The following is a 23,789-nucleotide window of genomic DNA, read 5'->3' on the forward strand; positions in this document are numbered from 1 at the left end:
CCGGGCACCTCGGTCTTAGCGGGGGCGGGGGGGGCGGCGCCCCGGCGCCGGGGGGTGGGGGCGGGGGTGGGGGGGGGGCGCGGCCGGGCCCCCCCCCCCTCCCGTACTTCCTGACTCGGAGGACTACCGCCGCGCGGCCCGCCGCAGGGCCTTCGCCCGCCGGGCCACCCGGCGCACCGCCGCGCTCCGCGGCAGGAACGCGAGCTGCTCCGGCACCCCGCCCGGCAGACCGAGCGAGGTCAGCCGCCTGCGCTTGAAGTAGCGCAGGGTCGCGGCCGTGAGCCGCGCGGCGAGATACCGCTCCGCGACCGGCCGCAGCGCCGGGTAGATCTTCGGCTGCATGGCGAAGCCGACCGCGGTGACCAGCTCGTTCAGCCCGTCCGGCGCCACCGCGGGCACCGCCGGGGCCGAAGCCCGGTCCTCCAGGTCCGGCACCAGCGCGTCCACCAGCGTGACCGGCACCCGGTTGCTGTTCTCGAACGGCGTCAGCCGCTCCAGCAGCGTGCCCGTACCGACCCGAGCCACCGGCAGCCCGTAGAACGCGGACGCGGTGAGCAGCGCCGTCGAGAAGCAGCCGACGACCAGAGCGGGCCGCATCCGCTGGTACAGCACCTCGGCGAGGACCGGGGCGGTCAGCACCCCCGAGTCCAGCACGGTCAGCTCCGCGCCGAGCCGCGCCGCCTCCGCCTCCATCCCGCGCGACCACTGCGCCGGGGCGGTCGGATGGGGCTTGAACACCAGACGGGTGTGGCCGAGGCGGACCGCACCGCGCATCATCCGCAGATGCAGCTCCTCCTCCTCGGCCGCGCTGATCAGTCCGAGCGCGGAGAGGTACTGGCCCAGCAGCAGCGCGGGCGCGTCCACGGACGGTACGCCCGCCACGACGTCCTGCGCGTCGCCCAGTTCGCCGAGCACCTTGAGGAAGGCCCCGGTCGGCACGATCTGCGGTGCCACACCGAACTCCGTGAGGAGCAGCGGCCGCAGTCCCGGTACCAGATCCAGGTGCAGCAGCCGCCGCACCCGGGTGCCGATCAGCGGATCGATCTTGTTCCGGGTCGGGCCGTAGCTCATCAGCCCGTCCGCGTACACATCGACCGGTACGCCGGTGAAGATCTGGGCGACCGCCTGGGCCGGGTTGACCTGGAGGGACTCCACGGCGAGCTCGATGGCGTCGTCGCCGAGCTCCCAGGCCAGGCGAAGATGCCGTTCCCACAGCGGCACGTCGTCCGGGCGCGGGGACCAGCCTGCCGGATGGTGGGGGGCGATCGTCGCGTTCCACGACACGACGTCGTCGAACCGGCCGCGCAGCACGTCGAACCCGGGCATCGCGTCCACGGCGGACGCCGTCTCCGGGATCGCCGCGTTGTTCGAGACCAGCAGGATGCGGCGGCCGGCATCCGCGAAGGCACCCGAGTCCAGGGCGGCGGCGAGCGTCGCCGCGCCGTAGAGGGTCGAGGCGAGGAAGATCTGCGTCGTACGGGCCCGGCTGCTGCTCACGCGGCCGCCACCTCCTTCGCGGTGGCCCGCCGGCGCAGCCGTCGCAGCAGGGTCGCGCGTTTCACGTCCATCGAGTCGAGGGCGTCGTCCAGCACATCCTGCGGCATTCGGGCGAGCGCTCCGGCGCTCATCGATTTCAGGGCCCGCGCCACAGCGGGTTCGAACCTTTCGATCGAACCCATGTGGTGGGAAATGATCGCGCAATAGTTGCGGACCGCTTTAGGCAGCAGTTCCCGCGCATCGCGGTCCGCCGCTGTTTCCCGTACGACCTGGTCGAATGAGCGAATGAAATCGAGCTGGCGCATGTCGCCGATCTGAGTGAGGGACGAGGCGACGCCACGCCGGTAGAAAATGCCGAGAAGTCCCAGCACCGCGAAGGAGTCCGCCTCACGGTGCAGCCGCCAGATCCACGGCCGGTCCTCGGCGGTCCGCAGACCGTCCGTGAAGTGCAGCAGCCCGCGGTCCAGCAGCCGGCGGTGGTAGAGGCCCGCCCAGGCGTACGCGTAGTCGACGGAGGTGGAGCGCCCGGCGGGCAGGATCGCGTCCCGCGGCGCCATCACCTCGCCCCGGGGGCCGTGCGGTACGCGCTGGACGGTACGGGTCCTGCCGTCGGCCTGGACGTGGTCGGTGCGGACGAAGTCGCAGCCCAGCGCCTCGGTCCTGGCCAGCAGATCGGCATAGAAGCCGGGTGCGAGCCAGTCGTCGCCGTCCAGGAAGGCGAGGTACTCACCGCGGGCCGCGTCCAGACCGGTGTTCCGGGCGGTGGCCAGTCCGCCGTTCTTCTCGTGTCTGCGGACGACCACCCCCTGGATCTCGTCCTGCGCGCGGCGCAGCAGGTCCCCGGTCCCGTCGGTCGAGCAGTCGTCGACGAGAATGAACTCGAAGTCCTCGCGGGCATTGGCCCGCAGGCTTCTCAGGGTGTCGGGCGCGTATGTCTGCACGTTGTAGAACGGCACGATGACGGAGAGCTTAACCACCCGCATCACGCTAGGTCCGGGCCGGTCATTCCCCCTTGCGGCCGTGCGGACGCCGGGTGAACGGCACCCGTCGAAACGATGAACCCGTAAGCCCGTGGGGACACCTTTCTGCCGTGTTCAACCGACCGGGCGGCAGGTTCGGCAAGCGTCGGCGGGCTGTTAACCCTTTGTTGCTGTCACGTTGGGCTGCTCACCCCCGGGCCTTCCTACCTTCTTGGACGTGCCCACTCGTAACAGCAATTCGGCTTCTCCAGCAGAACTGGAATCCACGGACGCGCCGTCCCAGGCGCTCCGGGTGGCCGTACTCGCCGACTCCGACACCCGATGGAAGTGGGGCGCGCTCACCGCGCGCCGGCTGACCTCGGGCGGCGGCCGTGCGGGTGCGCCCCGGGCGGAGATCAGCGGACTGCTGCTGCGCGGCCGGGCGACGCCGACACCGCGCCAGCTCGCCGAGGTCGGCGACGTCGGCATCGACACCGGCCTGGTGCGCGAGGTGACGGCCGTCGAATTCCTGCACACCGTGCGGGACGAGGGCTACGACCTGGTGGTCCTCGCCCTGGTCGGCGGCGCCGTCCAGGCGATGCTGCACGGCCTCGCCGCACTCCGGACAGGACCCAGGCCCGTCGTCGTCACCGGCTACGTCGGCGTCGTCTACGAGAAGCTCGCGGACGGGCTGCTGCTGCGGCACGGCGCCGACGTCGTCCTCGCCAACTCCCGTCACGACGCGGAGCGTTTCCGCGCGGTGTACGAGGGAGTGGGCGCCGACGCCTCCGCCGTCACGGAGGCGGCCCTGCCCTTCCTCGGCGGCGCCCCGCACCGCCCCGAACCGGGCCGCGACACCGTCGTCTTCGCCGCGCAGCCCTCCGTACCGGCCTCCCGCGCCGACCGTACGTATCTGCTGCGCAGGCTCGTCGAGCACGCCAGGCTGCACCCGAAGCGCGAGGTGCTCCTCAAGCTGCGCTCCAAGCCCGGCGAGCACACCACGCACATCGAGGAGCTCCCCTACCAGCGGCTCGCCGAGCGGCTGCCCGGCGGACTCCCGCCCAACTTCCACCTCGTGTACGGGCACATGGGCGAGGTCCTGGACCGCACCGACCTGCTGGTCACCGTCTCCTCGACCGCCGCCCTGGAATCCCTGCACCGGCGCATCCCCACCGCCGTCCTCACCGACCTCGGGGTGCGCGAGACCCTCGGCAACCACCACTTCATCGGCTCCGGCCTGCTGACCTCCTGGGACCACCTGGACGGCGGCGCCCACCCGGAGCCGGACGAGACGTGGCTGTCGGGCCAGGGCGTCGCCGCCCACGGCAGCTACGACACGGCCTACGACACCGCCCGCGCCCGGGTCGCCGCCCTCCTCGGGCAGGACCGGCTGCCGGACCTCGCGCCCTACTACACACCCGCCACCGCCCCCGGTTACCTCCCCGGCATCCTCGCCCGCCACCACCTGGCCCCCGACGGCCACCCGCTGCCGGGCGCCGCGGCGCCCACCGGGACCGGCCGGGTCAGGGGAGCGGTGCGCGAGGCCGTCCGGGACGCCGCCCGGGGCGCGTACCGCCACGGCGTCCAACGGGTCGCCCCGGTCATCCGACGGATGGGCGAACTGTGAACACGACCTCTCTCACTCACCCCACTGGAGCAGCGATGACGCAGCCCACCGTGCTCGCCGTGATTCCCGCCCGCGGCGGATCCAAGGGCGTACCGGCCAAGAACCTCGCCCAGGTCGGCGGCGTGCCGCTGGTCGTCCGCGCGGTCCGCGCCTGCCTGGCCTCGGCGGAGGTGACGGACGTCGTCGTGACGACCGACGCCCCCGCCGTCGCGGAGGCCGCCCGCGCCGCCGGCGAAGCGCTCGGCGAATCGGACCGGGTGCACTGCGTGCAGCGCCCCGAGGCCATCGCGGGCGACACAGCGACCAGCGAGGCCGCCGTGCTCCACGCGATGGACAGCTACGAGGCCGAGCACGGCACCACGGTGGACGTGGTGCTGCTGGTCCAGTGCACCAGCCCCTTCGTCGCCCGGGAGGACATCGACGGCGTCGCCGCCGCGGTCGGCAGGGAAGGCGCCGACACGGCCGTCACCGTCGCCCCGTTCCACGGCTTCCTGTGGCGCGACGGCACCGCGGTCGAGGACCACAACTACGGCGTCAACCACGACAAGGCCGTCCGCCCCCGCCGCCAGGACCGGCCCGAGGACCTCCTCGAAACAGGCGCCGCCTACGCGATGGACGCGGCCGGCTTCCGCACCCACCGGCACCGCTTCTTCGGCCACACCGCGCTGGTGCGCACCGACCCCGCCCGGGTCCTGGAGATCGACGACCCGCACGACCTGGCCCGCGCCCGTGCGCTCGCCCCCCTCCTGGACCCGGCGCCGCTGCCCACCCGCGAGGACATCGACGCGGTCGTCCTCGACTTCGACGGCACCCAGACCGACGACCGGGTCCTCATCGACGCCGACGGCCGCGAGACCGTCTCCGTCCACCGCGGCGACGGCCTCGGCATCGCGGCCCTGCGCAAGGCGGGCGTCCCCCTCCTGATCCTCTCCACGGAACAGAACCCGGTCGTCGCCGCCCGCGCCCACAAGCTGCGCGTCCCGGTCCTGCACGGCATCGACCGCAAGGACCTCGCGCTCAAGCAGTGGTGCGACGAACAGTCCATCGCCCCCGAACGGGTCATGTACGTCGGCAACGACGTCAACGACCTCCCCTGCTTCGCACTCGCCGGCTGGCCCGTCGCCGTCGCGAGCGCCCACGACTCGGTACGCGCCGCGGCGCGCGCCGTGACGACCAACCCCGGCGGCTCCGGCGCCATCCGTGAGATCGCGGCCTGGCTGCTGGGCCCCACCCTCACCACCACCCCCACCAAGTAGGTAAGGAACACCCTCATGAGCACCTCCCGACTGCGCACCCTCGGCACCCGCACCGCGGGCCCCGGCAACCCCGTCTACGTCACGGGTGAGATCGGCATCAACCACAACGGCGACCTCGACAACGCGATCGCCCTGATCGACGTGGCCGCCGAAGCCGGCTGCGACGCCGTCAAGTTCCAGAAGCGCACCCCCGAGATCTGCACCCCGCGCGACCAGTGGGACATCGAGCGCGACACCCCCTGGGGCCGGATGACGTACATCGACTACCGCCACCGCGTCGAGTTCGGCGAGAGCGAGTACCGGGCCATCTCCGAGCACTGTGCCGAGCGCGGCATCGACTGGTTCGCCTCCCCGTGGGACACCGAGGCCGTCGCCTTCCTGGAGAAGTTCGACGTCCCCGCCCACAAGGTGGCCTCCGCGTCCCTCACCGACGACGAGCTGCTGCGCTCGCTGCGCGCCACCGGCCGCACGGTGATCCTCTCCACCGGCATGTCCACCCCGCGCCAGATCCGGCACGCGGTCGAGGTGCTCGGCTCCGACAACATCCTTCTCTGCCACGCCACGTCGACGTACCCCGCGAAGGCCGAGGAGCTGAACCTGCGGGTCATCAACACCCTCCAGCAGGAGTACCCCAACGTCCCGATCGGCTACAGCGGCCACGAGACGGGCCTGCAGACCACCCTCGCCGCCGTCGCGCTGGGCGCCGCGTTCGTCGAGCGCCACATCACCCTCGACCGCGCCATGTGGGGCTCCGACCAGGCCGCGTCCGTCGAGCCGCAGGGCCTGACCCGGCTGGTCCGCGACATCCGCACCATCGAGGCGTCCCTCGGTGACGGCGTCAAGAAGGTGTACGAGTCGGAGCTCGGCCCGATGAAGAAGCTCCGCCGGGTCCCGGGCGTCGTGGCAGAGAGCGGCGAGACGGCCCAGGCCGCCGAGCCGGTCTCGGTCTGACGGGCAGACCGGTGAACCTCGCCTTCGTCGAGAGCCCGGTCCAGCTCCTGAACGTCCTGGAGTGGGCCTACACAGAGGGAGGCGGTGGCCGCGTCCTCGCGGACGTCACCGTCGTCGTCCTCCCTCCGGTCGACCCGATGTCGCGCGGTCAGCTGCGCCGGATGGCGGAGCTGGCCCGCGACGAGGGCGTCACCGTGCGCTGGCAGGAGGCGCGCGGCGACTCGGGTACGCCCCTGAAGTCGCTGCGCGCCCTGACCCGGCTCGTCCGCAACGCGGACCACATCGTCATCGGGGACCCGTTCTCCCGCTACGTACAGCTGCTGCTCACGCTGGTGCGCCCCCGCAGGCTCACCGTGGTGGACGACGGCACCGCCACCATCGAGTTCGTCACCCAGCTGACCCGCGGCGAACGCCTCACCCGCTGGCACCGCCGCGGCGGCTCAGGCCCGCGCGATCTGGCCCTGGCCCCGGTCACCGCCACCGCCCGCCGCCGCTTCACCCCGTCCGCGGTCCGTGAGGTCGAGCTCTTCACCGCCATGCCGGTGATCCCGCCGCCCGGCATCACCCTCATCCCCAACACCTTCTCCTGGACCCGCTCCCGCTTCGGCCCGCCGCTGCTCACCAAGGGCGCGGACCTGGTGGGCACCTCCCTGGTGGAGACGGGCGTGGTCGACCGGGCCCCGTACCTGGACGCGGTCGCCGCACTGGCCCGCACCCACGGGGCCACCCGCTACTTCGCGCACCGCCGCGAGTCCACCGAGAAGCTCCACGCCCTGGAGGCCGCCACCGGCCTGGAGATCGTCCGCCCCGACCTCCCGCTGGAACTCATCGCCCGCCGCGGCCCGATCGGCCGTACGGTCCTGAGCTTCCCGTCCACCGTGGTCCACACCCTGCCGCTGGCCCTGGTCGGCACCGACGTGAAGGTCGCGGTCTGCGACATCGCCCCGGAATGGCTCCGCGAAACGGCGTCCCCGAGGGCCCAGGGCTTCCTGGCGGGCGTCACGGAGACGGCGCGCGACGTGCAGCGGCTGGCACCGTGGCGGGCTACGGCGGTGACTACGGAGGCGTGAGAGCGCGTCCGGAAGGGCAGGTCAGACGGGCCTGACCTGCACGTCGTAGGAGGGGATCCACTCGTCCCTGGTCAGGATGGTCATCCCCTCGGTCTGGGCCTGCGCGATCAGTATCCGGTCGAAGGGATCACGGTGGTGCGCGGGCAGCCTGCCCGCCCGTACGCCGTGACCCGCGGTGATCGGAAGAGAGAGGAACTGGCTGTCCCGCACGCGTTCCGCCAGGTCGTCCGGGCCTTCGAGCTTCCCGAGGGACTGCTTGACCGCGATCTCCCACGGTGTGACCGCGCTGACGAAGACCGACGGTTCGGTGTCCAGCAGGTGTTTGACCTCGTCGGTGAGCTCCTCGGAGTCCCCGAGCCACCACAGGACGACATGGGTGTCGAGCAACATCTTCATCAGCGCATCCCGAAGGCGTCGGCCACGTCGTCGGGCAGTTCGTCGAAGTCGTCCGGGACGTGGATCCGTCCCCGGAGCGAACCGCGCCCGGTCCGCCTCACACCGGCCCGCAGCGGTACCACCTTCGCCACCGGTTCTCCCGCCTTGGAGATGACCACCTCCTCGCCGGTGGCCACCTGCTCCAGAATGCGTGAGAGGTGGGTCTTGGCCTCATGGACGTTGTACTGACGAGCTGCTTCCACGGCTGCCTCGCAGGGGCGGATCAGGGGGTGGACTAAGCACTGGACTAAGTTTACCCCGCGAACCGCCACCCTGCCTGGGTCGCGACCCCTGACCGGCCGGTGGCGCAGCCCTGCGGCATGATCCACACCTGGAGACCGTGGGGATCTCCACCCTCGCCCGGGTGTTCACCCGGCAGGGCAGGCCGGCGGATGCCGAACGGCTCGCCACGGTCACCGCACGCCGGGCAGGTCCGCCACCTTGCGGGCCGGCCCACCGAGCCGCTGCGGGACGTCGCGTGCATCGCCGTAAGCCGTGGAAACCGGCTGGACGGGAAGGCGGAGGACGTGACGGGTGAAGCGTGACCGGCGGCCGCCGGTCCCCTGACGCACCCCGCCGCCCGGCCCGAAACTACCCGCCGTTCAGGATGCGGCGCGCCACGAGGCCCCGAGCTCCCGAGAGTTCAGCGCGGAGCGCGGCGCCGCGGGCACTGTTGACCGTGGCCGGGAGCGCGGCGACGGTCAGCAGCCGGGCCCGGCGCAGGTGGGTCGGGGGGTGTGTGGAGTCGACACTGTGCCCGCGCAGCGCGCTGCGGCGGCGCTGACGCTCGTACTCGCTCGCCGGAATCGACTCCACATGGGTGGCCAGGCGCTCCCACAGGCCGCTCTCCGCCTCACCGGCCGCCCGGCCGGAGCGGTGGCTCCGGAGCGCGTTGGACTCTCGGAGCAGCGTGGCCTCGGCGGACTTGGAGACCAGCAGCGCATCCATCAGCCCCACGGCGGCCGCCGTCGAGCCGCACCGGGCGGCGTAGGAGTCGGCCAGGTACTCGCCGCGCTGGGTGGCCCGCAGGGTCAGGTGGTCGAGGGCTGTCGCGACGGCGACGACCACGCTGCGGGGAGCCAGGTAACAGGCGTTGAGCAGGGTTTCGGGGAGTGTCGGGCGTTCGATCCGGCTCAGCAGGTAATACCAGGTGTTCAATGACTCGAGCGCGTTTCCGAGGACCACGCCCTGGCGGGTGTCGCCGTTGGCGTAGTGGCCGAGTTCGTGGCCCAGCAGCGCGATCCGTTGACCGGTGTCGAGTACCTCCCAGAGGCCGAGGCCGATGGTCAGCAGCCTGCGGCGCCGCAGGCCGTACGTCGACACGCCCGCGTTGGCCTCGGCATTCACCGCGACCGCATGCACTCCGGTGGTGCCCACCACCCCCGCGACCTCGTCGATCAGGGCGAACAGCTCGGGCGCGTCGGCCCGGTGCAGCACCTGCTCGTCCTCCGGCAGCCGCGGGAACCGCGGGCGCAGCAGCCAGGCGATGAACAGGCAGAGGGCGCCGAGCACCGGCAACGCGCTGCCCCAGCCGAGCACCACCAGTAGCACTCCGCCGACGAGCAGCGCGGCCGTGAAGCCGTGGACGGCCAGCGCCAGCACCAGGGCCAGGACACTCGCCACGTCGCGCCGGGGGCGCAGGAGCTCGTCCGTCGTCACCTCGGCCAACAGCCTCTCGCCGTGTTTCCCGGCCAGCCTGCGCCGCAGGGTGTCCAGCCGCCCGCCCGGCTCCTCCGGCTCACCCGGGTCCACATTCCAGTCGCAGGCGGCACACCAAGCCACGAACCTGCGGTCCGTCCGGATCTCCACCCCGCACTCCGGGCATGACTGAACGCTTTCCTCCACCGTGCCGAGCACTGCTGAGTCCCCCTCGTCCTACGGCTCCCCCCGGAGACCGCTCAGGCGTATGTCGAACACGTATGCGTGTTCGACAGCAACGACGCAGCGTAAGCCGTGAGCCCGTGGCGTGTACAGGAAGTCCGGCCCGTAAGGAGCCTGCCGACCGACCTCGCGGCAGGCTGAGCGGTGGCCGTCACGGGCGCCGACCCCGAGTCCGACCCCAGGTGGTGTGTACGGCCCGGTCAGGGTCGGCCGAGGGTCATCCCCGATAGCCGGGGGGTTGCGCCGAGCCGATGATCGAAACATGCGAACCACGGAAATGACGCGGCGTCAGAACAGCTCCAGTACAACGGTGTTCCTGCTGGCCCCGGCCCTGATGGCCGGCTACGGCGTGGTGCGGCTGACCGGACGGGCGGTGAGCGGCTACGGGCCCGGGGTGTGGTGGACGGCGGCGCACGTGCTGTTCCTGGCCGGGGTGCTCGCGTTCGTCCCCGTCTTCCTCGGCCTGCGGATGCCGGACGGCGTACGAGGGGGCAGACGCACCGGGGTACGGGTGGCTGCCGGGGCCGGGCTGCTGGGGGCGGCCGCGGTGGCGGTCCAGGCGGTGATCGACCTGGTGGTCGGGTTCCTCGCGGCGGACAAGGGGGCCATGAGTGACAAGTTCGAGCGGGTGCAGGACGTGCCCGGTGTGATGCCGGTGGTCTACACGGTGGTGCCGATGCTGTTCTGGTTCGGGCTGCTGGCGCTCGTCACGCTGCTCGCGTTCTTCCGCCGGGACGAGGTCCCGGTGTGGTCGCCGCTGCTGGTGCTGGCGGGGGTCGTCATGATGGCCATGAGCCTGGATCTGCTGGCAGTCGGAGCACTGTGTATCGGGGCGGCGCTCTTCCCGGTGCACAGGGGGTAAACAACTGTTCCTATTTTTTTCAGTGGATATGCGGTGTTCTCTGTGAATATCGTGGTGCTGTGAAGCTTTCGGAGTGGGCGGCGCGTAACGGTGTGCATTACCAGACTGCGTGGACGTGGGCGAAGGAGGGCCGGATGCCGGTTCCGGTCGTTCAGACGCCGTCGGGTACGTAGCTGGTGACGGAGCCCGTCCTGAAGTCGGCGGGCCGGGTGGTGGTGTATTGCCGGGTGTCGTCGGGTGATCAGAAGGCGGACCTGGAGCGGCAGGTGGCGCGGGTGGTTCAGGGCACGACCGCCCGGGGCTTGGCGGTCTCGGAGGTGGTGACGGAGACCGGGTCCGGTCTGAACGGGCGCCGCCGTAAGCTGCACGCGCTTCTGGCCGATCCGGGAGTGGGGACGATCGTGGTCGAGCATCGTGACCGTCTCGCCCGATTCGGCGTCGAGCACCTCGAAGCATCCTTCTCGGCCTCGGGGCGGTGTCTGCTGGTCCTTGACCCGGCTGAGACCGTCGATGACCTGGTGCGGGACGTCACCGAGGTCCTCACCTCGATGTGTGCCCGCCTGTACGGCCGGCGCTCGGCGAAGAACCGGGCGGCCCGGGCGGTCGCGGCCGCCACCGCCCCGCAGGACGTGGCCGGATGAGGAAGTTCGTCCCGCAGCCGGGCTTCACCGTCTTCGCACACAGGCTGGCTCTGGATCCGAATGCGACGGTGATGGGTCGTTTGTATTCGCATGCGGGTGCGGCGCGGGTTGCGTACAACTGGGCTGTTGCTCATGTCACGGCGGTGTGGTGGCAGCGCAAAGCCGAGCAGTCGTACGGGATTGCGGAGGATGAACTGACTCCGTGGCGGTCGTGGTCACTGCCGTCGTTGAGGAAGGCGTTCAACGAGGCCAAGCGGTCCGATCCGCGGTTCGCGGGGTGGTGGGAGGAGAACTCCAAGGAGGCCTACAACACCGGCCTGGCCAGCGCATCGGCCGCCTTCGACACCTACGCCAAGTCCAGGAACGGCAAGCGCAAGGGCGGGCGGGTGGGTGTTCCGCGTTTCAAGTCGAAGCGGAGGGCGCGCCTGAGCTGCCGGTTCACGACCGGGGCGATCCGGATCGAGGCGGACGGCAGGCATGTCACGCTGCCCAGGATCGGGACGGTCCGCCTCCACGAACACCGCCCCGACCTGCGTGCGCGTGTCGAAGCGGGCGCGATGCGGATCCTGTCCGCGACGGTGCGTCTGGACCGGGGACGCTGGTTCGTCGCCTTCCAGGTCGAACAGCGAAACGAGCTGGTGCGGGTCGCCCGCCCGGATGCTGCGGTCGGCATCGACCTCGGCATCAAAACCCTGGCCATCCTCGCGGACAGCGACGGCACCGTGACCTCGGAGCCCAACCCCCGGCACCTCGACCGCGCACAGAAACACCTACGCCGCGCCAGCCGTGTCGTCTCACGTCGCCGGGCCCCCGATCGGCGCACCGGGCAGAAACCCTCCCGGCGCTGGGAGAAGGCGAACCGGGTCCGGAACAAGGTGCATCACCGGGTCGCGAACCTGCGCGAGGACACCCTGCACAAGCTGACCACCCGCCTCACCGCCGAGTACGGCACGATCGTGGTCGAGGACCTCAACGTCGCCGGGATGGGCCGCAACCGGCGGTTATCACGCCGGGTCGCGGACGCCGCGTTCGGTGAGATCCGCCGCCAGCTCACGTACAAGACCCGCCGGCACGGGACACGCCTCGTCGTGGCCGACCGGTGGTTCCCCTCCTCGAAGACGTGCTCACGCTGTGGTGCGGTGAAAGCCAAACTGCCCCTGAGCGTGCGCGTCTTCGAGTGCGACACCTGCGGGCTCGTCCTGGACCGGGACGAGAACGCCGGACACAACCTGCTCGCCCTCGCCACCCGCAACACCCGCACGACCCGCAGTACAGGTACCGGAGTGGCCGGAGACCTGGACCCCACCACCACCGTGGTGGGGTCGAAGCCCCGTGGAGCCGACCGCAAGACCCGCACCACCCGCCCACGCCTCACGGCGCGGGCGGGGCGGGCAGGTGGCACAATCCCCGGCCCCAGGGCCGGGACAGAAACGGGAGACCGTCAACAGGACACCAGAACGCGACTCGCACTCTGGTGACACCGTCACGGACCATTCCGGCAGAAACGCCGGAATTGCTGAGATCTACTGATACTCCAAGCAACGGCTGAAGGGTTGACGGATGCCCTGTGGGTGCGGCGCGGCGATCGGGCACAATACCCATCCCGCGCCCACCCCACACGCCGTCACGCAGTCATTTATTCGTCTATGTGGCTGAACTTTTCTTGTTTCATGGTCAGTTGAAGAGGGAAGGGCCTTACCCTTCACCAGTGAACCACTCGATGCCCCGCGTCTTCGAAGCCCGGCCGCTCACGGAAGAAGCGCTGCCCGGCACGCTGCCCGAGGCGCTGCGCGCCGAGCTGATCACCTTCCGCCGCGATCTGCACATGCACCCCGAGCTCGGCAATCAGGAGTTCCGCACCACCGCGGCCGTCAAGGCCCGGCTGGAGCTGGCCGGCCTGGAGCCACGGGTGCTCGCCTCCGGGACCGGGCTCATGTGTGACGTGGGGACGCGCGACGGGACGACGCGGCCCATGCTGGCGCTGCGGGCCGACATCGACGCCCTGCCGATCCCGGACACCAAGACGGGCGTCCCGTACCGCTCCACCGTGCCCGACCGGGCGCACGCCTGCGGGCACGACATCCACACCACCACCGTCCTCGGCGCCGGCCTGGTGCTCGCCGAGCTCGACCGGCAGGGGCTGCTGCCCAACCCGGTGCGGCTGATCTTCCAGCCGGCCGAGGAGGTGCTGCCCGGCGGAGCGCCCGACGCGATCGAGTCCGGGGTGCTGGAGGGCGTCGGCCGGATCATCGGCGTGCACTGCGACCCGAAGGTCGACGTGGGGCGGATCGGGCTGCGGGCCGGGGCCATCACCTCCGCCTGCGACCGGCTGGAGCTGTCCCTGGACGGGCCCGGCGGCCACACCGCCCGCCCGCACCTGACCACCGACCTGGTCACCGCCGCCGCCAAGGTGGCCACCGAGGTACCGGCACTGCTGGCCCGCCGGGTCGACGCACGGGCCGGGCTCGCGGTGACCTGGGGGCGCCTGGAGACCGGGCACGCCTGCAACGTGATCCCGCAACACGCCGAGCTGTCGGGGACCGTTCGCTGCCTGGATCTGGCGGCCTGGCGGGACGCGCCGGACCTGGTGCACGCGGCCATCGACGAGGTGGCCGGAATGCACCGCGCCAAGACGGTGATCAACTACATCCGGGGCGTCCCGCCCGTGGTCAACGACGCCGCCGCGATCGATCTGCTCACCGGTGCGATGACCGCCCGCCGCGGTTCGTATGCGATCGAGGACACCGAACAGAGCCTGGGCGGGGAGGACTTCTCCTGGTATCTGGAGCAGGTGCCGGGCGCGATGGCACGGCTCGGGGTGCGCACCCCCGGCGACACCCGGGGTCTGGACCTGCACCGGGGCAACTTCGACGCGGACGAGGAGGCGATCACCGTTGCTGTGGAGCTCTTCACCGCCGCTGCGTTGCTCGACGGTAATCATCTGTAACCGGACAGGTCACCCCCGGTTCGCGACGATCCGATAACAGCTTCCGTACAGGGCTTTATCTGACATCTACGCGCGTTACGATCGCCGCGAAACCAGCGCCGGAAGAGGCGCTTCGGTCAGGTTTGAAGGAGCCTTCCCTTGCGCCGGATCACCAGGATTGCCACCGTGGGCGTTGCGTCCGCGGCGCTTGCCCTAAGCGTCACCGCATGTGGCGGTAAATCGTCGTCGGACACCTCCGACTCGAAGGGGGACAAGACCGCGCTCGCCTACGACATCGGTGGGCGTGGCGACCAGTCGTTCAACGACGCCGCCTACGCCGGGCTGGTCAAGGCGGAGAAGGACCTCGGGGTCAAGGGCACCGAGGCCGAGCCGTCGGACGGTGAGTCGGACGCCGACAAGGTCCAGCGGCTCACCACGCTGGCCCGTGCCGGCAACAACCCCGTGATCGGGGTCGGCTTCGCCTACGCGCCGGCCATCAAGAAGGTCGCGCCGAAGTTCCCGAAGATCACCTTCGGCATCATCGACGACGCCTCGGTGACCGGCAAGAACATCGCCAACCTGGTCTTCAACGAGGAGCAGGGCTCGTATCTCGCGGGCGTCGCCGCGGCCAAGGTCAGCAAGACGAAGACCGTCGGCTTCATCGGTGGCGTGGAGACGCCGCTCATCAAGAAGTTCCAGGCGGGCTACGAGCAGGGCGTCAAGGACACCGACCCGTCGGTGAAGGTCCTGTCGCAGTACCTGACCCAGCCGCCGAACTTCGACGGCTTCTCCAAGCCCGACCTCGGCAAGGCCGCCGCCCAGGGGCAGCTCGACAAGAAGGCCGACGTCGTCTACGCGGCAGCCGGTCTCGCCGGCTCGGGTTCGATCGAGGCCACCGCCAAGGCGGGCAAGTGGGCCATCGGCGTCGACTCCGATCAGTACAGCCAGAAGGGCCTCGCGGCCTACAAGGCGCACATCCTGACGTCGGTCACCAAGGACGTCTCCGGTTCCGTCTTCGACCTGATCAAGTCGGTGAAGGACGGCAAGCCGCAGTCCGGTGAGATCCGCTACGGCCTGGACAAGGACGGCGTCGGCCTGGCCGACTCCAACCCGGCGTTCACCAAGATGACCGATGTGGTCGCGGCGGTCGACAAGGCGAAGAAGGCCATCGTCGACGGTTCGGTCAAGGTCAAGACCACCCCGTAGTGCCCTCCTGGACTTCCCGGGGCCCGGAGCGCGCACCGACCCAGCACCCGGCCCCGGGGTGCTGTCCGAAGAAGTCCCGCCCATCGCAGCGTTGCCCCGCAGGGATCCGGAACCGGACGTTTCGGGTCTGCGCGCGTACGTGAATCTCGATTCGGTGGCACTACGCGTGTAGACCAGCCTCTGACGCGATAACTTCACCCCGCCCTTGCCCCTCCGCCCCCGCTCCTGTCCGGCTAAGGAGAGTGTGTCATCACCGCGTCCAGCAGCCCCCCGGCCGTAGAACTGCACGGCATCACCAAGCGCTTCCCCGGTGTGGTCGCCAACCACAACATCGACATCACCATCCGCAAGGGCACGGTTCATGCCCTGGTCGGAGAGAACGGTGCCGGCAAGTCCACGCTGATGAAGATCCTCTACGGCATGCAGAAGCCGGACGAGGGAACCATCGCGGTCGACGGCGAACAGGCGTCGTTCGGCAGCCCCGGCGACGCCATCGCCCGCGGCATCGGCATGGTGCACCAGCACTTCATGCTGGCCGACAACTTCACGGTTCTGGAGAACGTGGTTCTCGGCGGCGAGAAGCTGCACGGGATCGGGGCCGCGGCACGCAGGAAGATCATGGAGATCTCGGACGCGTACGGGCTCGGCGTCCGGCCCGACTCCCTGGTCGAGGACCTCGGCGTCGCCGACCGGCAGCGGGTCGAGATCCTCAAGGTCCTCTACCGGGGCGCCCGCATCCTCATCCTCGACGAGCCGACCGCCGTCCTGGTCCCGCAGGAGGTCGACGCGCTCTTCGATAACCTGCGCGAGCTGAAGGCCGAGGGGCTGACGGTCATCTTCATCTCGCACAAGCTCGGCGAGGTGCTGTCCGTCGCCGACGACATCACGGTGATCCGAAGGGGCACGACGGTCGGCACCGCCGACCCGGCGAACACCACCACCAAGCAGCTCGCCGAGCTCATGGTGGGCAGCGAGCTGCCCTCGCCCGAAACCCGTGAGTCCACGGTCACCGACGTTCCGATGCTGCGCGTCGAGGACCTCGCGCTCTCCGCCACCGACCCGGACGGCGTCGTGCGCAACGTGCTCGACGGCGTCGGCTTCACCATCCACAAGGGTGAGGTCCTGGGCATCGCCGGCGTCGAGGGGAACGGCCAGACCGAGCTGATCGAGGCGCTGGTCGGCATGCGGGACCTCGACGGCGGGGTGATCACCCTCGACACGGCCGACATCTCGCACGCCCCCACCCGCAAGCGCCGCGAGAGCGGGATCGGCTACATCCCCGAGGACCGGCACCGCCACGGTGTGCTGCTGGAGTCCTCCCTCTGGGAGAACCGGATCCTCGGCCACGTCACCGAGCGGCCGAACAGCCGGGGCGGGCTGCTCGACATCAAGGCGGCCCGCGCCGACACCGAGCGGATCGTGCGCGAGTACGACGTCCGCACGCCCGGCATCGAGGTCACGGCCGGTTCCCTGTCCGGCGGCAACCAGCAGAAGCTGATCGTCGGCCGGGAGATGAGCCACGAGCCGAAGCTGCTGATCGCCGCACATCCGACCCGTGGTGTGGACGTCGGCGCACAGGCACAGATCTGGGACCAGATCCGCGCCGCACGCCGCGAGGGACTCGCGGTCCTGCTCATCTCGGCGGACCTGGACGAGCTGATCGGGCTCTCCGACACGCTGCGAGTCATGTACCGCGGCCGGCTGGTCGCGGACGCCGATCCCGCCACCATCACGCCGGAGGAGCTGGGTTCGGCCATGACCGGTGCCGCCACCGGCCATCTCGAGGCAGCACCGGAGGACGACGACCGATGAAGAAATTCGACAAGGACCGGCTGATCCTGGGCTTCGCCGGCCCGGTCCTCGCCCTGGTGGTGGCCTTCGCGCTCACCACCGTGGTGCTGCTCGCCTCGGGCAAGAACCCGTTCGAGCCGTACCGGCTGATGTTCGACGCGGCGACCTACGCCGACGTCCAGGTCCTGATCATCAACCAGGCCGGTACGTACTACCTCGCGGCGCTCGCGGTGGCGATCGGGTTCAGGATGAACCTCTTCAACATCGGGGTCGACGGCCAGTACCGCCTCGCGGCGATGATGGCGGCCCTGGTCGGTGCCAGCGTCAGTCTGCCCGGACCGCTGGAGATCGCCCTCATCGTGATCGTCGCGATGCTCGTCGGCGCCTTCTGGGCAGGCATCGCGGGCTTCCTGAAGACCACCCGCGGGGTCAGCGAGGTCGTCTCGACGATCATGCTCAACTCGATCGCGACCGCGCTGATCGCCTGGCTGATCCTGCCGAAGAACTTCGGTGAGCAGCCGGCCGGTTCCAACAACCTCACCACCGGCGACCTCCCGGAGTCCGGTTGGTTCCCGGGGCTGTCCATGGGCGCCGAGGCGGGGGAGATCTACGGGTTCACCTTCGTCGCGGCCGCGTGCGGCCTCGTCTACTGGTTCGTCCTGAACCGCACCCGCTTCGGCTTCGACCTCCGGGCGACGGGCGAGAGCGAGAGCGCCGCCCAGGCGTCCGGTGTGGACGCGAAGAAGATGGTCCTCACCTCGATGCTGCTCTCCGGCGGTATCGCGGGCCTCTCCGGCATGCCGACCCTGCTGGGTGACACCCACACGTACAGCCTGGACTTCCCGACCGGCATCGGGTTCACCGGCATCACGATCGCCCTGCTCGGCCGGAACAACCCGCTGGGCATCGCCTTCAGCGCACTGCTGATCGCCTTCCTGGACAAGACCTCCGCCTCGCTCGACCAGTTCGGGTACGAGAAGGAGATCGCCACGATCATGCAGGGCCTGATCGTGATCTCGGTGGTCGTCAGCTACGAACTCGTCCGCCGCTACGGAATCCGCCGTCAACAGCAGAAGGTCGGCGAGGAACTCGCAGCCGGCCGTGCCCTCACGACCGAGAAGGAGGCCGCACTGTGAGCGCCAGCAAAGTCTCGGCCGCGAGCGTTGCCCCCAAGAAGGGCGGCGGCCGCCGCAAGCTCACCCTGCCTGTCGTCCTGCTGATCGTCGCGGGCGGCCTCGCACTGGTCTCGCTGGTCCGCCTGATCAGCGGCGCCAACGACGTGACGTCCGTGGGGCAGGTATCGGGCGCGCTCGAACTGGCCGTCCCGATCGGCCTGGCGGGGCTCGGCGGTCTGTGGGCCGAGCGCGCGGGCGTCGTGAACATCGGTCTCGAAGGCATGATGGTCCTCGGCACCTGGTTCGGCGCCTGGGCCGGGTTCCAGTGGGGCCCCTGGGTGGGGGTCCTCTTCGGCATCCTCGGCGGCGCGCTCGGCGGTCTGCTGCACGCGGTCATCACCATCACCTTCGGCGTGAACCACATCGTCTCCGGTGTGGCCATCAACATCCTCGCCGTCGGCCTGACCCGCTACCTCTCCAACTTCGCGTTCGACGGCGTCGAGGGCGGTTCCTCCAAGCAGTCCCCGCGGATCGACGCGATCGACAGAATCACCATTCCGGGACTCTCCGACTGGCTCCAGGACCTCCAGCAGAAACACTGGTTCCTGGTCTCCGACATCGCGGGCGTCGTGGGCGGTGTGGTCACCAACCTGTCCTGGCTGACCGTGGTCGCCGTCCTGCTCGTCCCCGCCACCTGGTGGCTGCTGTGGCGCACGGCGTTCGGCCTGCGGCTGCGCTCCTGCGGTGAGAGCCCGGTCGCCGCCGAGACGCTCGGCGTGAACGTCTACAAGTACAAGTACATCGCCGTCATCACCTCCGGCGGGATGGCCGGTCTGGCCGGCGCCTTCCTGGCCATCGTCTCCACCGGCATCTACCAGGAGAACCAGACCGGCGGCCGAGGTTACATCGGTCTCGCCGCGATGATCTTCGGTAACTGGATGCCCGGCGGAATGGCGCTGGGCGCAGGCCTGTTCGGCTTCACCGACAGCCTCAAGCTGCGCGGCGGTGCCGAGAACGTCCACGCGATGCTGCTGCTGCTGGCGATCCTGCTGGTGATCGTGGTGTTCTGGCAGCTGTACCGGAAGAAGTACGTGGCCGCGGTGATCTCCGCCGCGATCTCCGCGCTGCTGTTCACCTGGTACGCGCTGACCGACCAGGTGCCCAGCCAGTTCGTCGACATGGCGCCCTACGTCACGACGCTGCTGGTGCTCTCGCTCTCCGCGCAACGGCTGCGGATGCCGAAGGCGGACGGCGTGATCTACCGCAGGGGCGAAGGGAAATGACCCCGGTCACCGAGACCGACTGGGACGCCCTGCGGACGGCCGCCCGGGAAGCCATGTCCCGGGCGTACGCGCCCTACTCGGGCTACCCGGTCGGCGTCGCCGCACGGGTCGACGACGGCCGCACGATCGTCGGCTGCAACGTCGAGAACGCCTCGTACGGCATCGGGCTGTGCGCCGAGTGCGGACTGGTCTCCCAGCTGCACGCGACCGGCGGCGGCCGGCTGACCCACTTCACCTGCGTGGACGGGGCGGGCGAGATCCTGGTGCCGTGCGGCAGGTGCAGACAGCTGCTGTACGAGTTCGGCGGGCCGGAGCTCGTCCTGGAGACCCCGGACGGTTTCCGTACGCTCGACGAGATGCTTCCGCAGGCGTTCGGACCGGCCCACCTCGGCTAGCCGGACCCTGCGCACCCACCGCCGGACGGGCCTGGAAAATCCTGCCCGTCCGGCGGTTCTCTCATCCTCTATGCGCGTAGAGTCAACGGGACTCACGCGTACGCACCGGCCGGAAGGACTCCAGGACATGGACGCCATCTCCGTCATCCGCACCAAGCGGGACAACGGCGAGCTGACCCCCGAGCAGATCGACTGGGTCATCGACGCCTACACCCGCGGTGAGGTCGCCGACGAGCAGATGTCCGCGCTGGCCATGGCGATCCTGCTGAACGGCATGAACCGTACGGAGATCGCCCGCTGGACCGCCGCCATGATCGCCTCCGGCGAGCGGATGAACTTCGCCGCGCTCTCCCGCCCCACCACCGACAAGCACTCCACGGGCGGCGTCGGCGACAAGATCACCCTGCCGCTCGCCCCGCTGGTCGCCGCCTGCGGCGCCGCCGTACCGCAGCTCAGCGGACGCGGCCTCGGCCACACCGGCGGCACCCTCGACAAGCTGGAGTCCATCCCCGGCTGGCGCGCCCACCTCTCCAACGCCGAGATGCTGGGTGTCCTCGACACCACCGGCGCGGTCATCTGCGCCGCGGGCGACGGCCTCGCCCCCGCCGACAAGAAGCTCTACGCGCTCCGTGACGTCACCGGCACCGTCGAGGCCATCCCGCTGATCGCCAGCTCGATCATGTCCAAGAAGATCGCCGAGGGCACCGGCGCCCTCGTCCTGGACGTCAAGGTCGGCTCAGGCGCCTTCATGAAGACCATCGAGGACGCCCGCGAACTGGCCTCCACCATGGTCGCGCTGGGCACCGACAGCGGCGTGCGCACGGTCGCCCTGCTCACCGACATGGCCACCCCGCTCGGCCGCACCGCGGGCAACGCCCTGGAGGTCCGCGAGTCGGTCGAGGTGCTGGCCGGCGGCGGCCCGAAGGACGTCATCGACCTCACCCTGGCCCTCGCCCGCGAAATGCTGGACGCGGCCGGACTGAAGGACGCCGACCCGGAGAAGGCCCTCGCGGACGGCTCCGCGATGGACGTCTGGCGTCGGATGATCTCCGCCCAGGGCGGCGACCCGGGCGCCACGCTCCCGGTCGCCCGCGAACAGCACATCGTGACGGCCCCGTCCTCCGGCGTACTGACCCGCCTCGACGCGTACGACGTCGGCGTCGCGGCCTGGCGCCTCGGTGCGGGCCGCGCCCGCAAGGAGGACCCGGTGCAGGCGGGCGCCGGCGTCGAGCTGCACGCCAAGCCGGGCGACGAAGTCACCGCCGGGCAGCCGCTGCTGACGCTGCACACGGACACCCCGGAGAAGTTCGACTACGCGCTCGGTGCGCTGCCCGACGCGTACGACATCGCCCCGTCAGGCACGGCGTTCACCGCCACCCCGGTGGTGCGGGAACGTATCGCCTGACCTGCGGTTTCCCCGTACGGGTGAACGGGACCGGTGGACTGCCGCCGGTCCCGTTCGGCATGCTGGACTCGGTGACGCACCGATGAGAGGAGACCGCCATGAGCGCACTCACCGTCGATCCCGCGCCGGGCCACGGCCAGGAATGGGACGACCTCGTCCGGATCTGGGAGGAGACGGACGCGCCCGAGGGCTGCAAGGTGGAGATCATCGGGGGGATCGTCACTGTGTCGCCACCGCCGTCCAAGGACCACAACACCACCGCTGCGCTGCTGCAGCGCAGGCTCTACACCGTCATCCCCGAGGACTGGGAGATCTACCAGACCCTCGGAGTCTCGGTCCCCGGCCGGGCGGGGCTCTACATCCCCGATCTCGTCGTCGTACCGCGCGCCGTCGCCACCGGGCCGGGCAACCGTGTCCCGGCCCAAGAGGCCCGGCTCGTCGTCGAGATCACGTCGCAGGCCAACGCCAACCATGACCGCATCGGCAAGGTGCACGGGTACGCGAAGGCCGGCGTCGAGCTCTTCCTGCTCCTCGACCCCTGGCACTCCGGCCGTCCCACGGCCACGTTGTACGGGGAGCCCGAGGGCGGCACCTACCGGGTGCTCGACACGGTCGAATACGGCGAGAAGCTGACGCTCCCGCAGCCGTTCGGGCTGGACCTGGACACCGGGGTCTTCCCCGTCAGCTGAGCAGCGGCCCGGCGTCGCGATGAGTTTCGGGGACGGCGCCGGTCTCCTTGGTATGGATCCCTTGTCACCGGCCGTACTCGTCCTCTCCGGACGCGTCACGCGCGCCGGTACACCACACCTCTGCGCCGAGCTGGAGACGATACTGACCGCCTCCGAAGCCGCCGTGGTGGACTGCGACGTGGGCGCGGTCGTACAACCCGATCTGGCGCTCGTCGAGGCGATAGCCCGGCTGTCGCTGGTCGCACGCCGGGCGGGCGGCAGACGGCTCCGGCTGCGCCGGGTGCCCGCGGAGCTCCGGAGCCTCCTGGATCTGGTGGGCCTGGCCGACGTGGTGGGACTGGACGACGGCGGGGCGGCGGTGGAGGCGGGCCGGACACCCGGCCCCTGACGAGCCAGGGCGCGCGGGCCCCTCAGGGCCGGCTGATCACCGCGTAGGCGCAGACCACCTGGGAGAGGCGGGCCTGCCCGTCCTCTCCCACGGCCGAACGGCCCGGCAGTCCGGTGGCCGACGGACCGGGCTCCGGGAGCTGCGACTCCTTCGCAGCCCGCACCGCCTTCTCGCAGTCGGACTCCGGCTGCGGCCTCGGCTCCGCACCGGAGGCCGGTGGCGCGACGGGGCCCGGCCCCGCCGTCGGCGCCGGCTCACCGAGCCACTGGGTGACCCCCCAGCCGCCCGCGGCGAGCACCACCCACCCGGCGACCAGACCCCGCACCAGACGCGGCCTCACGCGGCATCGGCGTCCAGGTGGTCGGGCAGCCCGAACAGCGGGAACCAGCGCGGGGTGTCCAGGAAGCAGTGCATCCCGGTGATCGCACCGTCCGAGATGTCGATGACCTGCACCGCCCACGGCACGAACCCCGGGCCCTCCGGATTCGGCTTGTAGTGCGCGAAGGCCGGGGTGCCGTTCGCCGACGTCGCGACCAGCCGGGAGCCCTCGCAGGCCGCGCCGATGGACGTCATGAAACCGCTGATGTCGTCGTGCCCCCGCAGCCAGAGGTCGAACGGCGGCATGGTCATCACCGCGTCCTCATGGAGCAGCGCCGTCAGCGCCTTCATGTCGTAGCCCTCGAACGCCGCCACATACCGCTCCAGGAGCTTGCGCTGCTCCTCGTCGAGCGGGTCGGAGGCGTCGGCGGCGGCGCCCTGATGCTCGTTGAGCGTGGCCCGCGCGCGCTGGAGGGCGCTGTTGACCGAGGCGACCGAGGTGTCGAGCAGCTCCGCGACCTCCGCCGCCTTCCACGCGAGCACCTCGCGCAGGATCAGCACGGCCCGCTGCTTGGGCGGCAGATGCTGGAGCGCGGCGACGAACGCGAGCCGCACCGACTCGCGCGCCACCGCGGCCTCGGCCGGGTCGGCGACCGACGGCAGGATCCGCCCGTCCGGCATCGGCTCCAGCCAGGTGTTCTCCGGGAGAGGGTTGAGCGCGGCCTGCGCCAGCGGCGTCGGGCCGGACAGATCGACGGGCCTGGCCCGCTTGTTGCCCGCGTTCAGCATGTCGAGACAGACGTTCGTCGCGATCCGGTACAGCCAGGACCGCAGGGAGGAACGGCCCTCGAACTTGTCGAAGCTGCGCCAGGCGCGCACCAGGGTGTCCTGGACCGCGTCCTCCGCCTCGAAGGCCGAGCCGAGCATCCGGTAGCAGTAGCCGGTCAGCTCGACCCGGTGTGCCTCAAGACGGCTGTCGACATCGCCGGCCGTCGCTGTCAGATCACTCATCGCTCCACCCCTGTTGCGCTGTGACACCGCTCACTTCAGCACTTCGGAAGCTACCGCACGGCACTGACAACGGGGGCGGGAAG

General features: G+C 70.6%; 22 protein-coding genes and 1 pseudogene. 16 read left to right on the top strand and 7 right to left on the bottom strand.

The genetic code is table 11. The features are described 5' to 3' along the window. Window positions 1–123: 123 nt before the first annotated feature. Both ACFVW8_RS10645 and ACFVW8_RS10650 read right to left on the bottom strand, forming a co-directional pair. Window positions 124–1,497, bottom strand: a complete 1,374-nt coding sequence (locus tag ACFVW8_RS10645; RefSeq protein ID WP_389688242.1) for a polysialyltransferase family glycosyltransferase — start codon at window positions 1,495–1,497, stop codon at window positions 124–126. Beyond that, window positions 1,494–2,474: a glycosyltransferase family 2 protein gene (locus ACFVW8_RS10650; RefSeq protein ID WP_389688244.1), complete on the bottom strand. Its 981-nt coding sequence runs from the start codon at window positions 2,472–2,474 to the stop codon at window positions 1,494–1,496. The genes ACFVW8_RS10645 and ACFVW8_RS10650 overlap by 4 nt, the downstream gene beginning before the upstream one ends. 220 nt (window positions 2,475–2,694) lie before the next feature. Here ACFVW8_RS10650 and ACFVW8_RS10655 point away from each other — a divergent pair, with 220 nt between their 5' ends. From ACFVW8_RS10655 to ACFVW8_RS10670, 4 genes are read left to right on the top strand one after another with little or no spacing between them, the layout of a single operon-like run. Continuing rightward, window positions 2,695–4,083 carry a DUF6716 putative glycosyltransferase gene (locus ACFVW8_RS10655; RefSeq protein WP_389688246.1) on the top strand — a complete coding sequence of 463 codons (1,389 nt, stop codon included), beginning with the start codon at window positions 2,695–2,697 and terminating at the stop codon, window positions 4,081–4,083. Between the two features lie 35 nt (window positions 4,084–4,118). Beyond that, a complete protein-coding gene (locus tag ACFVW8_RS10660) occupies window positions 4,119–5,339 on the top strand; it encodes a cytidylyltransferase domain-containing protein (RefSeq protein WP_389688248.1) in 1,221 nt (406 codons plus the stop codon). 15 nt (window positions 5,340–5,354) lie between these two features. Then, complete coding sequence (locus ACFVW8_RS10665; protein WP_389688250.1) at window positions 5,355–6,290, top strand: N-acetylneuraminate synthase family protein; 936 nt, start codon at window positions 5,355–5,357, stop codon at window positions 6,288–6,290. An 11-nt stretch (window positions 6,291–6,301) separates the two neighbouring features. Then, window positions 6,302–7,360 carry a hypothetical protein gene (locus tag ACFVW8_RS10670; protein WP_389688252.1) on the top strand — a complete coding sequence of 353 codons (1,059 nt, stop codon included), beginning with the start codon at window positions 6,302–6,304 and terminating at the stop codon, window positions 7,358–7,360. A 21-nt stretch (window positions 7,361–7,381) separates the two neighbouring features. On the opposite strand, the gene ACFVW8_RS10675 is transcribed toward ACFVW8_RS10670, so the two are convergent. From ACFVW8_RS10675 to ACFVW8_RS10685, 3 genes are all read right to left on the bottom strand, one after another. Next, window positions 7,382–7,756, bottom strand: coding sequence for a type II toxin-antitoxin system VapC family toxin (locus ACFVW8_RS10675; protein WP_389688254.1), 375 nt, complete (start codon window positions 7,754–7,756; stop codon window positions 7,382–7,384). After that, window positions 7,756–7,998, bottom strand: a complete 243-nt coding sequence (locus tag ACFVW8_RS10680; RefSeq protein WP_389688256.1) for a type II toxin-antitoxin system Phd/YefM family antitoxin — start codon at window positions 7,996–7,998, stop codon at window positions 7,756–7,758. Before ACFVW8_RS10680 ends, ACFVW8_RS10675 begins: the two co-directional genes overlap by 1 nt. A gap of 388 nt (window positions 7,999–8,386) precedes the next feature. After that, complete coding sequence (locus ACFVW8_RS10685; protein ID WP_389688258.1) at window positions 8,387–9,604, bottom strand: M48 family metallopeptidase; 1,218 nt, start codon at window positions 9,602–9,604, stop codon at window positions 8,387–8,389. Window positions 9,605–9,938: 334 nt separating this feature from the next. On the opposite strand from ACFVW8_RS10685, the gene ACFVW8_RS10690 reads away from it, so the two are divergent. The 12 genes and pseudogenes from ACFVW8_RS10690 to ACFVW8_RS10745 all read left to right on the top strand — a co-directional run bounded on the left by ACFVW8_RS10690 (window position 9,939) and on the right by ACFVW8_RS10745 (window position 22,377). Then, window positions 9,939–10,538, top strand: a complete 600-nt coding sequence (locus tag ACFVW8_RS10690) for a hypothetical protein (RefSeq protein ID WP_389688260.1) — start codon at window positions 9,939–9,941, stop codon at window positions 10,536–10,538. Window positions 10,539–10,597: 59 nt separating this feature from the next. Beyond that, window positions 10,598–11,179 (top strand): annotated as a pseudogene (locus tag ACFVW8_RS10695) (IS607 family transposase). Further along, window positions 11,176–12,657 (top strand): IS607 family element RNA-guided endonuclease TnpB, encoded by a 1,482-nt coding sequence (gene tnpB, locus ACFVW8_RS10700; RefSeq protein WP_389688262.1) that lies wholly within the window; start codon window positions 11,176–11,178, stop codon window positions 12,655–12,657. Before ACFVW8_RS10695 ends, tnpB begins: the two are co-directional and overlap by 4 nt. 242 nt (window positions 12,658–12,899) lie before the next feature. Then, window positions 12,900–14,126: an amidohydrolase gene (locus ACFVW8_RS10705; protein ID WP_389688308.1), complete on the top strand. Its 1,227-nt coding sequence runs from the start codon at window positions 12,900–12,902 to the stop codon at window positions 14,124–14,126. Between the two features lie 138 nt (window positions 14,127–14,264). After that, complete coding sequence (locus ACFVW8_RS10710) at window positions 14,265–15,311, top strand: BMP family protein (RefSeq protein ID WP_389688264.1); 1,047 nt, start codon at window positions 14,265–14,267, stop codon at window positions 15,309–15,311. A 282-nt stretch (window positions 15,312–15,593) separates the two neighbouring features. Continuing rightward, window positions 15,594–17,123 carry an ABC transporter ATP-binding protein gene (locus ACFVW8_RS10715; protein WP_389688310.1) on the top strand — a complete coding sequence of 510 codons (1,530 nt, stop codon included), beginning with the start codon at window positions 15,594–15,596 and terminating at the stop codon, window positions 17,121–17,123. Continuing rightward, window positions 17,120–18,238, top strand: a complete 1,119-nt coding sequence (locus ACFVW8_RS10720; protein WP_389688266.1) for an ABC transporter permease — start codon at window positions 17,120–17,122, stop codon at window positions 18,236–18,238. The genes ACFVW8_RS10715 and ACFVW8_RS10720 overlap by 4 nt, the downstream gene beginning before the upstream one ends. Further along, window positions 18,235–19,500: an ABC transporter permease gene (locus ACFVW8_RS10725; RefSeq protein ID WP_389688268.1), complete on the top strand. Its 1,266-nt coding sequence runs from the start codon at window positions 18,235–18,237 to the stop codon at window positions 19,498–19,500. The genes ACFVW8_RS10720 and ACFVW8_RS10725 overlap by 4 nt, the downstream gene beginning before the upstream one ends. After that, the gene (locus tag ACFVW8_RS10730) at window positions 19,497–19,895 is read left to right on the top strand and encodes a cytidine deaminase (protein ID WP_389688270.1); all 399 of its coding nucleotides are present in this window, start codon (window positions 19,497–19,499) and stop codon (window positions 19,893–19,895) included. Before ACFVW8_RS10725 ends, ACFVW8_RS10730 begins: the two co-directional genes overlap by 4 nt. A 127-nt stretch (window positions 19,896–20,022) precedes the next feature. After that, the gene (locus tag ACFVW8_RS10735) at window positions 20,023–21,300 is read left to right on the top strand and encodes a thymidine phosphorylase (protein WP_389688272.1); all 1,278 of its coding nucleotides are present in this window, start codon (window positions 20,023–20,025) and stop codon (window positions 21,298–21,300) included. A 98-nt stretch (window positions 21,301–21,398) separates the two neighbouring features. Beyond that, on the top strand, window positions 21,399–21,989 hold the full coding sequence (locus ACFVW8_RS10740) for a Uma2 family endonuclease (RefSeq protein WP_389688274.1): 591 nt from the start codon (window positions 21,399–21,401) through the stop codon (window positions 21,987–21,989). Between the two features lie 52 nt (window positions 21,990–22,041). Then, window positions 22,042–22,377, top strand: a complete 336-nt coding sequence (locus ACFVW8_RS10745; protein WP_389688276.1) for an STAS domain-containing protein — start codon at window positions 22,042–22,044, stop codon at window positions 22,375–22,377. 22 nt (window positions 22,378–22,399) lie between these two features. Here the strand turns inward: ACFVW8_RS10745 and ACFVW8_RS10750 are convergent, their stop codons facing one another. Together ACFVW8_RS10750 and ACFVW8_RS10755 are read right to left on the bottom strand one after the other, a co-directional pair. Next, on the bottom strand, window positions 22,400–22,717 hold the full coding sequence (locus ACFVW8_RS10750) for a hypothetical protein (protein WP_389688278.1): 318 nt from the start codon (window positions 22,715–22,717) through the stop codon (window positions 22,400–22,402). After that, window positions 22,714–23,706: a sigma-70 family RNA polymerase sigma factor gene (locus ACFVW8_RS10755; RefSeq protein ID WP_389688280.1), complete on the bottom strand. Its 993-nt coding sequence runs from the start codon at window positions 23,704–23,706 to the stop codon at window positions 22,714–22,716. Before ACFVW8_RS10755 ends, ACFVW8_RS10750 begins: the two co-directional genes overlap by 4 nt. Window positions 23,707–23,789: the final 83 nt, after the last annotated feature.

This window comes from Streptomyces sp. NPDC058221 (assembly GCF_042882365.1).
Classification (GTDB): Bacteria; Actinomycetota; Actinomycetes; order Streptomycetales; family Streptomycetaceae; genus Streptomyces.